The sequence below is a fragment of the Microvirga yunnanensis genome (genome assembly GCF_025460875.1).
The window spans coordinates 1-14,058 of record NZ_JAMXFI010000012.1 but is presented as its reverse complement, the minus strand read 5'-3'; the positions used below and the strand labels follow the sequence as shown (position 1 = coordinate 14,058).

14 protein-coding genes are annotated in these 14,058 nt (G+C 65.2%); 6 read left to right on the top strand and 8 right to left on the bottom strand.

Annotation, left to right across the window (positions count from 1 at the left end):
* Positions 1-147: 147 nt before the first annotated feature.
* Positions 148-1,029, top strand: coding sequence for a ferritin family protein (locus tag NF876_RS08350; protein WP_262268342.1), 882 nt, complete (start codon positions 148-150; stop codon positions 1,027-1,029).
* A gap of 18 nt (positions 1,030-1,047) precedes the next feature.
* On the opposite strand, the gene NF876_RS08345 is transcribed toward NF876_RS08350, so the two are convergent.
* From NF876_RS08345 to NF876_RS08320, 6 genes are all read right to left on the bottom strand, one after another.
* Positions 1,048-2,646: a copper resistance CopC/CopD family protein gene (locus NF876_RS08345; RefSeq protein WP_262268341.1), complete on the bottom strand. Its 1,599-nt coding sequence runs from the start codon at positions 2,644-2,646 to the stop codon at positions 1,048-1,050.
* 43 nt (positions 2,647-2,689) lie between these two features.
* Positions 2,690-3,226 carry a YcnI family copper-binding membrane protein gene (locus NF876_RS08340; RefSeq protein ID WP_262268340.1) on the bottom strand — a complete coding sequence of 179 codons (537 nt, stop codon included), beginning with the start codon at positions 3,224-3,226 and terminating at the stop codon, positions 2,690-2,692.
* Positions 3,227-3,268: 42 nt separating this feature from the next.
* Complete coding sequence (locus NF876_RS08335) at positions 3,269-3,661, bottom strand: hypothetical protein (protein ID WP_262268339.1); 393 nt, start codon at positions 3,659-3,661, stop codon at positions 3,269-3,271.
* Positions 3,662-3,692: 31 nt separating this feature from the next.
* Entirely contained in the window at positions 3,693-4,844 is a 1,152-nt protein-coding gene (locus NF876_RS08330) for a DUF8744 domain-containing protein (protein WP_262268338.1), read from the bottom strand.
* A 75-nt stretch (positions 4,845-4,919) separates the two neighbouring features.
* The gene (locus tag NF876_RS08325; RefSeq protein ID WP_262265933.1) at positions 4,920-5,252 is read right to left on the bottom strand and encodes a metal-sulfur cluster assembly factor; all 333 of its coding nucleotides are present in this window, start codon (positions 5,250-5,252) and stop codon (positions 4,920-4,922) included.
* A gap of 177 nt (positions 5,253-5,429) precedes the next feature.
* Positions 5,430-6,128: a Crp/Fnr family transcriptional regulator gene (locus NF876_RS08320; protein WP_262265932.1), complete on the bottom strand. Its 699-nt coding sequence runs from the start codon at positions 6,126-6,128 to the stop codon at positions 5,430-5,432.
* A gap of 398 nt (positions 6,129-6,526) precedes the next feature.
* Here NF876_RS08320 and NF876_RS08315 point away from each other — a divergent pair, with 398 nt between their 5' ends.
* The 5 genes from NF876_RS08315 (at position 6,527) to NF876_RS08295 (ending at position 12,279) form a co-directional block, all read left to right on the top strand.
* Complete coding sequence (locus NF876_RS08315; protein ID WP_262265931.1) at positions 6,527-6,982, top strand: pseudoazurin; 456 nt, start codon at positions 6,527-6,529, stop codon at positions 6,980-6,982.
* Positions 6,983-7,051: 69 nt separating this feature from the next.
* The gene (gene ccoG / locus NF876_RS08310; RefSeq protein WP_262268337.1) at positions 7,052-8,497 is read left to right on the top strand and encodes a cytochrome c oxidase accessory protein CcoG; all 1,446 of its coding nucleotides are present in this window, start codon (positions 7,052-7,054) and stop codon (positions 8,495-8,497) included.
* Entirely contained in the window at positions 8,497-9,678 is a 1,182-nt protein-coding gene (locus tag NF876_RS08305; protein WP_262268336.1) for an NnrS family protein, read from the top strand. The genes ccoG and NF876_RS08305 overlap by 1 nt, the downstream gene beginning before the upstream one ends.
* A gap of 253 nt (positions 9,679-9,931) precedes the next feature.
* Positions 9,932-10,621 carry an EAL domain-containing protein gene (locus NF876_RS08300; RefSeq protein WP_262268439.1) on the top strand — a complete coding sequence of 230 codons (690 nt, stop codon included), beginning with the start codon at positions 9,932-9,934 and terminating at the stop codon, positions 10,619-10,621.
* A 1,073-nt stretch (positions 10,622-11,694) separates the two neighbouring features.
* Positions 11,695-12,279 (top strand): L,D-transpeptidase, encoded by a 585-nt coding sequence (locus tag NF876_RS08295; protein ID WP_262268335.1) that lies wholly within the window; start codon positions 11,695-11,697, stop codon positions 12,277-12,279.
* A gap of 181 nt (positions 12,280-12,460) precedes the next feature.
* Here the strand turns inward: NF876_RS08295 and NF876_RS08290 are convergent, their stop codons facing one another.
* Together NF876_RS08290 and NF876_RS08285 are read right to left on the bottom strand one after the other, a co-directional pair.
* Positions 12,461-12,883 carry a TIGR02588 family protein gene (locus NF876_RS08290; protein WP_262268334.1) on the bottom strand — a complete coding sequence of 141 codons (423 nt, stop codon included), beginning with the start codon at positions 12,881-12,883 and terminating at the stop codon, positions 12,461-12,463.
* Between the two features lie 7 nt (positions 12,884-12,890).
* Positions 12,891-13,709: a TIGR02587 family membrane protein gene (locus NF876_RS08285; protein WP_262268333.1), complete on the bottom strand. Its 819-nt coding sequence runs from the start codon at positions 13,707-13,709 to the stop codon at positions 12,891-12,893.
* Between the last annotated feature and the right edge of the window lie 349 nt (positions 13,710-14,058).

The window sequence follows — 14,058 nt, the reverse complement described above, 5'->3', positions numbered from 1 at the left end:
AACTTTTGCAGCCCGTCCTGCATGCGTCCGAACAGGACTGTTGCTTTATACGACCCTTAGCCCCAGCGTTCTTTGCGCTAGATCAAAGACATACACAGACGCGTTCTGCCAATTTGCACCCCCGATTTCGATCATGCGGAGCACCAGATGCCGCTGCTCAAGGATGAACCGCCGGATGCCGTGAGATCCCTGGAGGAGCTCTTTGCCATCGCCGCTGCGATGGAGCATGAGGCTGCGACCCGCTACGCTGAGATCGCGGAGCGGATGCGGCGGGAGGGCAATCCGAAGCTGGCGGATGTGTTCGAGCGCCTCTCTGCCGACGAGCAGGGCCATCTCGACGGCGTCGTGCATTGGTCGCAGAAGACCAAGGGCCACGACCCCGATCCGGCGCGGATCCGCTGGGAGCTGCCGGAGACCTTCGACGACGAGGGCGCGGCCACCACGGATCCCAAGCTGCTGGGCGCCTACCGGGCGCTTTCGATGGCGGTGCGCAACGAGGAGCGCGCCTTCGCCTTCTGGAGCTACGTGGCCGCCCATGCGCGGGTTCCCGAAATCCAGCGCGCGGCCGAGACGATGGCGCATGAGGAACTTGGACATGTGGCGACCCTGCGGCGGGAGCGCCGCAAGGCCTTCCATGCCGAGCGCAGGCCGCTGGGGCGCAGACAAGCGGATGACGACGGTGGAAAGGACCTTGCCGCTCTGGAGCGGCGGCTCGCCGATCTGCTCGATCCCCTTGCTACCCAGGCGTCGCCGCAGGAAAGAGAGCGCCTCGAGGGCTTCGCCGCAGAGGCGCGGCGGAATGCGGACGAGCTTGCACAGTCACTCATCGCCATGCCAGGGGACAGATCCATCGCTGGGCCGCCTGACGACCCCGTGGCGCTCGCCGAACTGCTCACGGACCGCTACCTCGAAGCCGGCGATGCCCTACGGGATGAAGAGGCGCTGAGGCGGGTGCAGGCGATGGCCGGGCGCGCCATCGCTCGCCTTGCGTGGCTGCGGTCCGATCTGCCGGAACTGCAGAAACGCTGATAGGAAAGCCCAGCGGGCTCAGGGCCGGATCGTGAGGGTTCCTGCAAGACTCGCTTTCTCGAAGTCGTTGATGAGGATCTCGACCCTGATCTGCCAGGGACCGGCCATCGGCAGGACCAGTCCATCGACCTGCCAACCATCCCGGCCCATGTTCTGGGCCTGGCGGGCAATGGGCTCGATACCCACGTCGGGCTTGGCGAGGATGAGTGTCACCTCCTTGGGGCGCACCGGCTCGGCGCGTCCGGACGCGACCACGATGCGGGCCCGCGTGGCGCTGGCCCGACCCGACAACAGGGTGACTTGCGCCATGAGCGTCGGGGTGTGCAGATGGACGCTGGCTGATGCGACCGCCTCGGTCGCCGGGGCCAGCGCCCGAGGCGGCGGGGTGAGGCGCCATAGGCCCACCAGCGCCAGGATGGCCGTGGCGAGCACGATTTCGGCTGCGACCGAGCGCACGAGCCACTTCCCCCTAGGGCCATCAGTGGCCGCCAGGCTTGGGGTGAGCCAGATCCGGTTCACGGCTGCCAGCCCGAGCAGCCCTGCAACGAGCACCAGCTTGGCGATCAAAACCTGTCCATACGCTGTTGCAATCAGGTTGGCGGGCGTCTCCACCTGAATCAGCGCCAGAAGGAGACCGGTCAGCGTTAGCACGGCGACGGCCACGAGGGCACCGTTCGAGAACCGCCGGATGGCCGGAAGCGCGCGGACGGGCGCCTGCCGGACCATGAGGGACAACGGGATCAGAGCGCCTACCCAGTAGGCAACGCCGACACCGTGCAGGAACACGGCGGGGCGGGTCGCCCATTGCGGGGCGGCGGCACTGGCATGGCCGCTCAACGCCAGGGACAGGCCGACCCCGGCCAAGGCGGCGAGGCTGCAGGCCCATCGCGAACCTGGGGACCCGCGCAGCCCCAACCACGCGACCAGGACAGCGGCCACGCCGGCGGCGGCGGCCGGCCCGAACGAGGTTCGCCACCCGGCCGTCCATACAGCCAGCCTTGCCAACACCGTAAGCGGCTCGCCAAGGGCGTCGACGCCCTGAAGCCCCAGGGACAGGACCGCCGCAATGGCGCCGATCGCAAGAAAGCCGACAAGGCAGCGTTCCGCTTTGGCTATCGGCAGGTCCGGGGCCACCCAGGCCATGAAGAACGCGCCCCCGACCCCCACAAACAAACCAAGGTAGAGGGCCACCCGGGCGAGCCAGAGGACGGGCTGGACACCTGGGGCACCCTCAGCGGCGGGACCGGCGCCCGAACCGGTCGGGGCGCCTAACGAGAAGACCACCGAGCCGCTGATCGGGTGGCCGTCGCCTGATATCACGCGGTAACTGAGGATCTGACTGCCCCGGGGCAGATCCGGCGGCATCGCGATGCCGATCTCCCCGTTGCTGGCCGAGGCCGCCAAGTCGCGGTGGGTGCGGCCGCGCGCATCCGTCAGAGTGACCACCAGCAGGGAAACCGGCTCGTTGAAACGCAGGCGCACCATCGCTGGGGCCTGCTCCATCACCGCGCCATCGGCGGGATGGGCCTCGACCAGCGCCGCATGCGCGAGGGCACTCTCGCGCCCGCCCAGGATCGCGAGCGTCAGCCAGAGCATGAGGAGGAGCGCGTGCTTCATGGCGGCACGGGGAGCCCTCTTCGAACGGCTCCCCGCTCCCTCGTCAGTGGGTGGCCTTGGCCGGCAGGAGCTTCAGCCCCGGTGCCGGATACTGATAGTCACCGGCGCTCTTGCCCTCGGCCGGGATTTCGATCCAGCGGTCGGCCTTGCCGCCACTGCATTCCTGCACGACGGGGAAGTACAGCATGGCGTCCGGCTTGAGGCTATCCGTCAAGTAGGCGCGGAAGACGAACTCGTCGTAGTGCTCGTCGGGCAGCTTGCCCGTCCAGACGATCTCCCGGACGCCCTCGGACATCGCCGTCCCGTAGTAGTCGTAGGTCTTACCGTAGGGTGCCTTGACGGTCTCCAACTCCCACCCCGGCTTGGGCATAGGCTTGACGCTGATGACGCCATCCGGGATGCGCACCCGCAGCTTCAGGGTTGGCGCCCCTTCGCAGCCATGGCCAACGCGCAGCACCGCTTTGTAGGTGGAGGCGGCGGGGGCCTGCTGCGCTTCAAGGGTGGTGTGGGCCAGCGCCGGGCCGGCGAGCGCGAGGAGAGCGGCGGCGGCAAGCACCCCGCGAAGTAAGGTCGTGGTCATAGCTTTTCCTGTCGGATTGAGGGCTGTTGCGGATCGGAGGCTTCAAGCCAGCGCGGGCGGCGCCCGGGCTCCGACAGGAGGGAGTTGGGGAATTCTCGCCCCCGCCATGGGGCGGCGGGTGCCATAGACGGCAGCATGGGCCTCCCGCCGGGGCAGGTAAGTCAAGATGTGATCAATGGGCGGGCCGGGCAGCCCCGGGCAGACGCTGAGAATGCAACATGGCGGCTTGTGTTCAGGGCTCTTGGTAGGGCCGCCCGCATCGCGCTCGGCGGTTGACGCCGCATGATGGGTGTGGACTTGGGCGGCTTCGCCGTCGGGCGCGAGCGGGCCCAGCGTACCAAGGGCCATGAAGACGATATGGAGGGCCAGCGCGAGGGCGGAGACAAGCGCCGTCGCCTGCCGCCTCCATCTCGCGCTGTGCTCGATCCATGTCATGGCGGGCTACCTTGGCCTGTGCTGGGGTGGCTCAACGTGAACCGGATCCGCGTTCGCACGGTTTCGCCGGGCGAGCAGCCTTGCAGTCATTCCGCGAAGCGCTGGTCAGGCTGGCGGCGAACCCGGCAAGGGCGAGGAGCGTGAAGACCCCGCTGCCCATCCGTCCGGCCTCCCAGCCAGCGAGTCCGGCCCCCACGCGAAGGGCCACAGACGCATGCAACAGGAGCAGTGGCGCGTAGAGGACTGGGGCATAGCGCACCCGAATTCGCGCGACCGCCGGCAGGATGATAAGCGCATGCCCGAACACCATTGAAAGCGCGAAGCCGATCAGGATCGCATGCAGCGCAACGTCATAGCCGAAGGCGGTCTCATGGGGCGGCAACGCCATCAGAACCGCGCCGGCCAAACCCAGCCAGGCATAACCGGCCAGCATGCAGGCCGCCATGAAGCGGGTCTGACCGGACCGGCGGATATTCAGGCGCGCAATGTCGTGCACGAGCAGCCCCAAGGTGGTGACGAGCAGGGCGAGCCCGAACAGGACCGCACCGTTCTCGGTTATGAGGCCATTCTGGGCTCCGACAGCCAGCAGGCCGACGGCGAACAGGAACAGGGCCTCGCCGCCGCGCCGCTGCGGCAGCAGGCGGCTCAACTCCAGCCGTTCGCCGGCGATGGTCAGCACCAGGAAGGCCAGCCACCAGCCCACCAGGTCCGGAACCGAGCCCCCCAGAAGCCACAGGAGGTTTCCGGCCAGCCATGCCAGTGCGCCGAACAGAAGGGTCCCGGTGAACAGGGCCGGCTGCTGGATCGTGATCAACAGCGATGTCCCAGCCAGCACCATGGCCGCCGCCACGTAGGCCCCGGCCCCGGCGGACTCCGGCGCGCCGGCGAGCAGGAGCAGCGTGCCGAACCCGGACAGTGCCGGGGCGGCGTAGCTCCAGCCCCGGCCGAGCGCGACGGCGCGCTCCAGGCTGATCAGCGTTCCGAACAGGCCGGAGATCATCAACGGGCCATGCAGGGCCGCGAGGGAGCCGCCGGCGGGCAGCGCCAAGCCGAGCCGCCCGAGGGCTCCGTATAAGCCGGCAATCAGGCCAAGCGCCCCAAGCGCCAGAAATGCCAGCCGCAGCTCCAGCCGAGGCCTGGTGCCCGTCAGGGGCAGGGCGGCCGATGGGACTATGTCAGACATTGAATTGATTCTCCTGACGCGCGCATTCGGAGGCACGGGTGGCCGCCGTTCCGATCTGACGGCGGCTTCGGGGCATCATGCGGCTTCCCGCGGGGCGCGGCCCATCAGCTCCTGCCCCCGCGGGGTGATGCGGTCGGGCGTCCAGATCGGGCTCCACACCAACTCGACGGCGATCCGCGGAGCATCCGGGAAGCGGCGCACCAGGCGCTCGCGAGCATCCTCCAGGATCATCTCCCCAAGCGGGCAGGCCCGCGTCGTCAGGGTGAGCGCTACGTCAATGCTATCGCCGCCGCGCTCCGCCCGGTAAACCAGGCCGAGGTCGACCACGCTGAGGCCGATCTCGGGATCCATCACCTCCTGAAGGCAGTCGAGGACATCGGGGTCGAGGGGTTGGGACGCGCGGGGCATGGCTTTCCTCCTTGGAGCGGCCAGACCTTCGCCGATAGAGCCAATCTTCTCTTTGACCCGGCGCAAACTTCCCCACGAAATCCTGCCGGCCAGCGGCGGAGTATCCTGGCGAGCCATCCGCTCAGCCATTCCCATCCCCTGCCGCAAGACCAGCAGCCCAGGGTGGTGCTAGGTTCCCTAGCGGGATGAGCCTTCGGCGAGGACGAACAGTTTGTGTGGCTCGCGAACGACGATCCTTTGCCGTCCACCCTCGACCAGCCCCTGGCTCTCCCAGGCGCTCAGGACGCGGCTCACGGTGTGCAGCGTGGCGCCGGTCATCTCGGCGACGTCTTGGCGCGTGATCGGAAAATCGATCTCAACGCCGGCCTCGACCTTGCGGCCGGCCTGCTGCGCGAGCCGAAGCAGCGTGTGGGCGATGCGGCGCTCGACCTGCTCGGTCGACATCTCGACCACGCGGGTGTGGGCGTCCTGGAGCCGGCTGCCCACGGTCTGGAGGGTGTTGGTCGCCAACCCGGGGTGGGTTGCCACGAGGCGGGGCCATGCGGCTGAGGGCCAGACCAGGGCGATGCTGTCCACAACAGCGTGAGCCGTCGCTGGGTAGGTTTTGCGGCCTATGGCCATGGCGACGCCGAACACCTCGCCCGGCGCAACGAAGCGGACCACCACCTGCTGCCCGTCGGGCGTGAGCTTGAACACCCTCAAATGCCCGTGGAGCAGGATGAAAAAGGAGTGGGCCTCCTCGTCCTGCTGGAACACGTTGGTGCCCTTGGGATAGCGCACCGACTGCGCCTCCTGGAGCAACTGGTCGATCTGCTCCGGGGCGAGGCCGGCGAAGAGCGGGAGTCCTTCGACGAGGGATCGGTCAACGCTGGCCATGCCACCTGCCTTGTCCTGAAATGGGCCACGGGCGCGGCACCAACGCCGCCCCGCCGGATTAGGATCCGTCCAGTTTAACAGCCAAGCATTATGATCTGTTCGGGCGGCTTGGGCCAAGGGGGACCAAACACAAAGTGGGTCTTTGTTGTCTCTTTGGTGGCGCCGCCTTGGTAGGTCCTAATGCTCCGTCAGGGATGGGCCGGTGCGCAACTTCGGCGCCACCAAGTGCCATCCTATTTGCTTCAGCGCAAACAAGCTTCCACTCCTATCCTGCCTTCTGAGCAAAAACGCCGACTGTTTGCGCAAGATCAAACACGGTCTCACTAGCGAGGCGTATCACATCCTCACGAGCTTCGGATCGGGGCTCACAGAATTTTACATTGCAACAGGAGACAATCATGCGGAAGGTCATTGTGCTCGGCGCCATCGTGGCAGCCCTCGGCTTCGCGGGTGCAGCCGGGGCGGCCGAGGTCGAGGTGAAGATGCTCAACAAGGGCACTGAGGGCGTCATGGTGTTCGAGCCGGCGCTGGTGAAGATCAACCCGGGCGACACGGTGAAGTTCGTCGCAGCTGACAAAGGCCACAACGTCGAGAGCATCGAGACGATGCTTCCCGAGGGCGGCAAGACCTTCACCGGCAAGGTCAACGAGGAGCTCTCGGTCACCTTCGACAAGGCCGGTGTGTATGGCTACAAGTGCAAGCCGCACTACGGCATGGGCATGGTCGGCATGGTCGTGGTCGGCGACGCGACCAACGTGGATCAGGCCAAAGCGGCCACGCACCCCGGCAAAGCCAAGCAGGCCTTCGCCAACCTCTTCGACAAGCTCGCCACCACAACGACAGCGGCGAAGTGATGGCTTGAGTTCCTTGTCCCGCCGTCGCGATGGTTCCGTCGCGGCGGCGTCCTTGTTTCAAGGCATCCGATGGCCACGCTCGACATCAGCTTCAAGCCGGAACGCGCCCACCTGCGCAAGCCCAGGCGCGGGACTATCGCGGAGCGGGTTGTCCCCCAATCCGTCTCGGGCCGCTATCGTCGGCTGAAGTGGGCCGCGCTGATCGCCTGCCTCGCCGTCTACTACGTGCTGCCCTTCATGCGCTGGGCGCGTGGCCCGGGCCAGCCTGACCAGGCCGTGCTCTTCGACTTCGAGCGCGGCCGCCTCTATTTCTTCTTCATCGAGATCTGGCCGCAGGAGGTCTACTACCTCACCGGCCTGCTCATCCTGGCCACGCTGATCCTCATCTGGCTCAATGCCGTCGCAGGGCGCGTCTGGTGCGGCTACTTCTGCCCGCAGACGGTCTGGACCGACCTGTTCCTGCTCGTTGAACGACTGATCGAGGGCGATCGCAGGGAGCGTCTGAAGAAGCGGGGCGCTCCGCTGACCGCGCGGCGCCTGCTGGAGGTCGGCGTCAAGCATGCGATCTGGGTCGTCATCGCCATGGGAACCGGCGGCGCCTTCGTGCTCTACTTCGCCGATGCCCCGACGCTTCTTGTCGAACTGGCAACCGGGCAGGCCTCGGTCCTCTCCTATGCCTGGGTCGGAATCCTGACCTCTACTACCTACATCCTGGCCGGCTTCGCCCGCGAGCAGGTCTGCACCTGGATGTGCCCGTGGCCGCGTCTCCAGGGCGCCATCTGGGATCCCGAGGCGCTGACCGTCAACTACCGTGACTACCGGGGTGAGCCCCGCGGATCGGCCAAGAAGGCGGCCGAGCTGAGAGCGAAGGGCGAACCCGCGGGCGACTGCGTCGACTGCATGCAGTGCGTGAACGTCTGCCCCATCGGCATCGACATCCGCGAAGGCCCCAACTTCGCCTGCATCAACTGCGGCCTGTGCGTCGACGCCTGCGATGGCATCATGACCAAGCTCGGACGCCCACGCGGCCTCATCGACTATGAGGCTTGGACGAACATTGAGCGCGGCCATCGCAAGGAGTCGCCGCGCCGCCGGGTCATGCGCCCGAAAACCGTCGGTCTCGGCCTCTCCATCGTTGCGCTGATGGGCGCGATGGGGGTGAGCCTCTCGATGCGCAGCGATGCCAAAGTTACCGTAATCCATGACCGCAATCCCGTCGCGGTGCGGCTGTCTGATGGCCGGATCCGGAACGGCTACACAGTCCGGCTGTACAACAAGGCAGACGGCGAGCGGGACTTCCGGCTGGAGGTGACCGGGCTGCCGGAAGTCTCCATCGAAGTCGTCGGCGATGACGCGACGGTATCCGTCGCCCCCGACGCCACCCGCGAACTCCGTGTCCTCGTCTCCACTTCCGTGAATGACCGCCAAGCGGTTGCCTTTACTGCGACGGACGTCGCCTCGGGAGCGGCGTTCGTGGCGCAGGACACCTTCATTCCTGTCGAAGGAGGCCGATGATGGCTCCGATCCCACGCCTGCGCGGCTACAAGGGACTCGCGCTCCTCTCCTACGGCTTTCGGCCGTTCTTCCTGTTCGGTTCGCTCTACGCGGGGGTGGCCATCCTCGCATGGCTGCCGATGTTCTACGGCGAACTTGCGCTGTCGACCGCCTTTGCGCCGCGCGACTGGCACATCCACGAGATGCTCTACGGCTACCTTCCGGCCGTGATCACCGGCTTCCTGCTCACCGCAGTCCCAAACTGGACTGGACGCATGCCGCTCCAGGGGCGGCCGCTGCTCGCCCTCGTGCTGGTCTGGTCCGTGGGCCGGGTTGCCGTCACGACCTCGGCCTGGATCGGCTGGGAGGCCGCGGCGGTGATCGACAACGCATTTTTGCTGCTCGTCGCGGCGGCCATAGGTCGGGAGATCGTCAAGGGTAGGAATTGGCGCAACCTCAAGGTCCTCATCGCCCTCGGTTTGCTCCTTGCCGGCAACATCCTGTTCCACATCGAAGCGCATGTCCTCGGCGCCGCGGAGTACGGCATCCGCTTCGGCATCGCCGCCACGATGATGCTCATCATGCTGATCGGCGGCCGCATCATCCCGAGCTTCACCCGCAACTGGCTCGTGCGTGAGAACCCCGGCCGGCTGCCGGCGCCGTTCGGTCGCTTCGACATGGTGACCATGATTGCGGCAGGCATCGCCCTCGTGGTGTGGATCGTTGCACCTCGCTGGAGCATGACTGGAACTGCCCTGATCGCTGCCGGCGCTCTTCAATTGGTGCGGCTGAGTCGCTGGGCTGGGGATCGCACTTGGCGCGATCGGCTCATTTTCATCCTGCACGTCGCCTACGCCTTCGTCCCATTCGGCTTCATGCTGACGGGCCTCGCCTCGATGGGGCTTCTGTCGAGCGCTGCCGGAATTCACGCATGGTCGGGTGGTGCCATGGGGATCATGACCCTAGCGGTGATGTCTCGGGCAAGTCTTGGACATACTGGCCGTCCGCTGGTCGCGTCAGCGGCCCTGCAGGGGCTCTACCTCCTGCTTGTCGTCGGTGCACTTGCCCGGGTCTGCGCGGCCATGCATCCGGCTTGGAGCGATGCGCTGCTCCAGGTAGCGGGACTTGCATGGGCCGGAGCCTTCGGCGGCTTTGCCCTGGTCTACTGGAACGTGTTCACCCGGCCGCGTGTGACGTCCTAAAGCGAATGGAGTGGATGGGCACGAGTTGGACCGGTATCCGCCAACCAAATCCCCGCAGCGTGATCATCTGGCCCATGCGCTAGCCACACGAAGGAGATCCATGCTTCTGTTAGAACAGGCGCCAACGTCAAGGGGTGCTTTGACCGGAGGAATTCACGACAAGGGGCGCGGCCGGGGAGGTAGTGCGTTGGTTGAACCAGCTGGATGTGGCGATGATCCCTGGAGCGGCAGGCGCTTGCCCTTCGGCTTCACGATGGCCTTTCATCCGATCATCGACATCAAGCAACGCGCAGTCTGGGGTTACGAGGCTCTCGTTCGGGGAGAAGACGGTGAGTCGGCCGATGTCGTTCTCGGACAGGTTAACGATGGCAACCAGTACATCTTCGATCAGGCCTGTCGGATTAAGGCCATCGAGATGGCAGGCTGCCTATTCCCTCGCGACACTGACATGCGGCTTTCCATCAACCTCATGCCGAATGCGGTCTATGAGCCGGCCGCCTGCATTGCGGTTTCATTGGAGGCGGCACGTCACGTTGGCTTCAGCTCCCATCGCATCATGTTCGAGCTTACTGAGACCGAGCGTATTTCGGATCCCAGCCGTGTCAGCCGGATCTTGGCGGAGTACAAGCACCACGGGTTCATCACCGCCATTGACGACTTCGGAGCCGGTCATGCTGGATTAAGTTTGCTGGCGAACTTCCAGCCGGACATCATCAAGATCGACATGGAGCTCGTTCGAGGACTTCCCGCATCGAGGGCGCGGCAAGCCATCGTCGCAGGTGTCATGGGAATGGCGCGTGAACTCGGGCTTACGGTGATTGCCGAAGGAGTGGAGACCCACGCTGAGCTCGCGGCCCTGCTGGGCCTTGGGATCCGGCTGTTTCAAGGATACCTATTCACTAAGCCAGCCATCGCCCGGCTGCCACCGTTCAGGCTTCCCTGAGCACATTGAAATCACCAGACTTGCTATGGCGTCTCGTCCGCACCGATGCAGAATCCTCGTAGACGCTGTTTCAGTCCGATGCCGACACTCGCCGCGGGCCCGATGGGCCATTCACCGTACGGAACAGTCGGGGTTTCGGCTGGACAGCAATATCCTGTAATGAGGTAGGCATGAGCGGAGCTCTTACATACCACATATCCGACAGAAACTCCTGCCACGACAATCGGAACCCCAGCGAGAGTACCGCCTTCCAAAGGATACGTTCGAAACTGCAGCTTTGGGCGCAGGACAATCAAGACCAAATTTCCCTAAGAGCAGAGCGCCATACATCGTCACTGAGTTGCGCACAATCACCCTGTGGGGTCGGACAGGGGCTTTCCATCGCCTGACCTGGGAGAGCTCATATCGTAGATTTGCCCTAGTACCTGCGTGCCTGCACGACGGTGCTGGGATCGTGAGCCTCCCGGGAGCAGAAAGCCGCCTTCGCTGTATTCTTTGCCCTAGATCAAACCTGCACTCGTCACCGCTGAATAAACTGCGACTGATGATGTGACAGGGGTTTGAGCATGAATGGCAGAAGCGACCACCCCCTCCCTGTGTGGTGGCCCTGGTTCCTTGCGAGCATAGCAGTAATTAGCCTTGCCGTGTCCTCGCTGATTGGGTGAACGGTAAACCGTCTTCACACGTCAACCTTTGACAATAGAGCGGGGCCGCCACCTTCCAACCCTCGAGGCTTGTTGGTGCTGACTGGCTGAGTCGGAGGACAGGCCGTTTCGCAGCCCACTGAGCAGGCATACTTCTGGCCCTGTGCCTCGGTCATGATGGCGCAGCGCCTGGCGAGCTTGGCTTCTGCGCGCTCATGCATGACGAAGCCATTCCGCATCCTGAGAGGTGATGGCCGGGGCTTCGTTCACCTACCGAGGCCAGTTCGGGCAGGCTGATCATTGCCAGGCACACGGCGCGAAGCAAATCCACACAGTTTCGTGAGATCGGACCGGCCCTGTGGAACCACAGTTCTGACCGGACGTCTGTAGGAATGTCGCCTTGTATTCCTACGTGGAGGACTTTTCTCTATGCGTCGTGTTGGTCTGTTTGCCGCATCTTTGCTGGGTGCCCTCACATTCGGAGCCGGTTGGGCCAAGGCAGATCTGCTGATCACCGTCGACAAGACCACCCAGCGCATGTCGATCTCCGTGGATGGCCAGCCGCGCTATGCCTGGTGGGTATCAACGGGCAAGGCAGGGCATGAGACGCCCGTTGGCACCTTCTCGCCATCTCGCCTGGTGAAGGACCACGCCTCCAAGGAATGGGACAACTCGCCCATGCCGCACTCGATCTTCTTCACGCATCGGGGCCATGCCATCCATGGCAGCACCGCCACTCGCAATCTGGGGCGGCCCGCGTCGCATGGCTGCGTCCGCCTTGCGCCCGGGAACGCAGCGACGCTGTTCGCCCTCGTCCGGACCGAGGGCCTCGTAAAGACGAGGATTGTGATCCAGGGGCAGGAGTCGAGGAAACCCTCCGCACGGTCGGTCAAGCGGCAGCAGCCCAAGGCCCGGTATGCTGAACCGTCAGCTGGAGCGGGCTATTCGAGCTCTCAGTCGCGTCGCCCAGGGGCACTACGCCCTGCACCGGAGTATGAAGCGCAAGCCCGTTGAACACACAGGCGATTTTTGATTGGCAGTGAATCGTGCCCGCCCTCTCATCCCAAGACAGGCGCATACTTGGAACACCAAGTACCCTGCGATCTCAGCGATGGAGGCGCTAGCGGTCAGTGGTGCCCTTGGCTGCCCAGGGCCCCATAGCCGCGCAGATTGCCATACCGGTGGCCCGGACGGCTCACGGCTCGGCGAACCCTGTGGCGCGCATAGCCAAGGCGCCGGATCGCGGGTCACGGGTAAAGAACATTCCCCCGTGCCGCTCTGAATGTCCCGGGATATAGTCGAGGATCACCCGGCTGGTTTCGGCTTCCGCGCCTGCCGCGGACAGCTTGCCCTCAATCTCCACTTGCGCAGCGGCGTCGCCGGCGGTGTTGCGCGCCCGGAAGAGAACGCGGTAGCCGCCCTCCACCGGGGCCACGTTCCCGACCTCGACGGTGATCACGGGAGGCGTGCTTGCATCGTTGAACGCTTGCCAACCGATCACACCGAAGATGGCGAGGACGAGAAGCAGGCCGATGCCAGATGCAAGCCATTCGAGCCACGGCACCTGCTGCCCCGCCTTAGCGGGAGTGATGTCCTCTGCCTTGGATTCCCGGTTCATGATGATCTCACACCACCAACCGCGCCGTCGCGGCGCCCAAGGACGCAGGGAAGCCCAGCACCACCAGCATGTTCGCAATCTCGGCCATGGCCACCCCGTCCGTACGCCCGAAGCTCCAGAGCACGTAAAGGCTTACCAGAAGCGCAATGCCGTAGCCGACCACCGTGAAGTGCAGGAACGTCGACAGGAACGTCCCACCCTCGGGCCGGCTCTCCTGGCCGGAGAACCCGATGCTGTAGACAAAAACATGCAGCAGGATGATTGACAGCCCGCCCAGCGCCAAGGCGTGCCACGGCGTCATCTGAAAGGCGATCAGGACCATCTCCTCCGTTGGGGCCATGTTGAAGGCCAGGAACAGGGCGCCGGCCAGCATGAGAAAGAGCTCGCCGGCATAGCCGGCCTCCCGCTTGCGCTCCTCCTCGGCGTCCATGTCCTGCTCGTCACCGAGTTGCTTGCGACCGAGCATGGCTCCGATGCTTGCCGGCACGCTCTGCAGCGCCACCCGGCCGACAATATCGCCCCAGCTCATGTCGAAGGTGACCACCGCAAGCACCAGGAGCAACACCGCGGATGTGATCACGCCGACGCCGAAGGCGGCAAACGCGTCCATGGCGTCCTCCCTCAGGCTGAAGGTCTTTTCGAAGCCAGAGAAGTAGGAGAGGCCTACAAGCACCGCGAGGGTGAAGATCATGAGCAGCAGCAGCCGGCCGCGGCCCATGGCAAATCCCAGCGACCACATCTCCATGGTCATCAGCAACGGGATGCCGAAAATCATGGCGCCCCCGAAGGCCCGCGCCAACCCGATGGCATAGCGTTCGCTGGTCACGCGCACCCTTCCCCCTGCCTTACCTGACACATTCCATGGCCCACTTCATTCAGCCGTCCAAGCTTGGCTGAATGGGGAACCCGTCATTTGGAGCCGGGTTCCCGATCCGGACCGCACCCGCAGGGTTTTGCCTGGACAGGCCGGAGGAACGGATCGGACTGGCAGCCAATTCGGTCGAGGCGTTTCAGGAGGCTCGGCCTGCCGCTGGGTAGACGATCCCGCCAGGGGAGGAGCGGGCACCAGGCGTCAGCGACGCCGGCTCGATCTTGCCGGGTCCAAGGATGTGGGACACGGAATGGCCGGAGGCGAGCAGATAATCGGTGATGATCCGGCGGTGGCAGCGCCACCA

Bases quoted from the DNA above. Each gene is read 5' to 3' on its own strand.
- NF876_RS08350 (WP_262268342.1), top strand. From the start codon at position 148: ATGCCGCTGCTCAAGGATGAACCGCCGGATGCCGTGAGATCCCTGGAG.
- NF876_RS08345 (WP_262268341.1), bottom strand. From the start codon at position 2,646: ATGAAGCACGCGCTCCTCCTCATGCTCTGGCTGACGCTCGCGATCCTG.
- NF876_RS08340 (WP_262268340.1), bottom strand. From the start codon at position 3,226: ATGACCACGACCTTACTTCGCGGGGTGCTTGCCGCCGCCGCTCTCCTC.
- NF876_RS08335 (WP_262268339.1), bottom strand. From the start codon at position 3,661: ATGACATGGATCGAGCACAGCGCGAGATGGAGGCGGCAGGCGACGGCG.
- NF876_RS08330 (WP_262268338.1), bottom strand. From the start codon at position 4,844: ATGTCTGACATAGTCCCATCGGCCGCCCTGCCCCTGACGGGCACCAGG.
- NF876_RS08325 (WP_262265933.1), bottom strand. From the start codon at position 5,252: ATGCCCCGCGCGTCCCAACCCCTCGACCCCGATGTCCTCGACTGCCTT.
- NF876_RS08320 (WP_262265932.1), bottom strand. From the start codon at position 6,128: ATGGCCAGCGTTGACCGATCCCTCGTCGAAGGACTCCCGCTCTTCGCC.
- NF876_RS08315 (WP_262265931.1), top strand. From the start codon at position 6,527: ATGCGGAAGGTCATTGTGCTCGGCGCCATCGTGGCAGCCCTCGGCTTC.
- ccoG (WP_262268337.1), top strand. From the start codon at position 7,052: ATGGCCACGCTCGACATCAGCTTCAAGCCGGAACGCGCCCACCTGCGC.
- NF876_RS08305 (WP_262268336.1), top strand. From the start codon at position 8,497: ATGGCTCCGATCCCACGCCTGCGCGGCTACAAGGGACTCGCGCTCCTC.
- NF876_RS08300 (WP_262268439.1), top strand. From the start codon at position 9,932: ATGGCCTTTCATCCGATCATCGACATCAAGCAACGCGCAGTCTGGGGT.
- NF876_RS08295 (WP_262268335.1), top strand. From the start codon at position 11,695: ATGCGTCGTGTTGGTCTGTTTGCCGCATCTTTGCTGGGTGCCCTCACA.
- NF876_RS08290 (WP_262268334.1), bottom strand. From the start codon at position 12,883: ATGAACCGGGAATCCAAGGCAGAGGACATCACTCCCGCTAAGGCGGGG.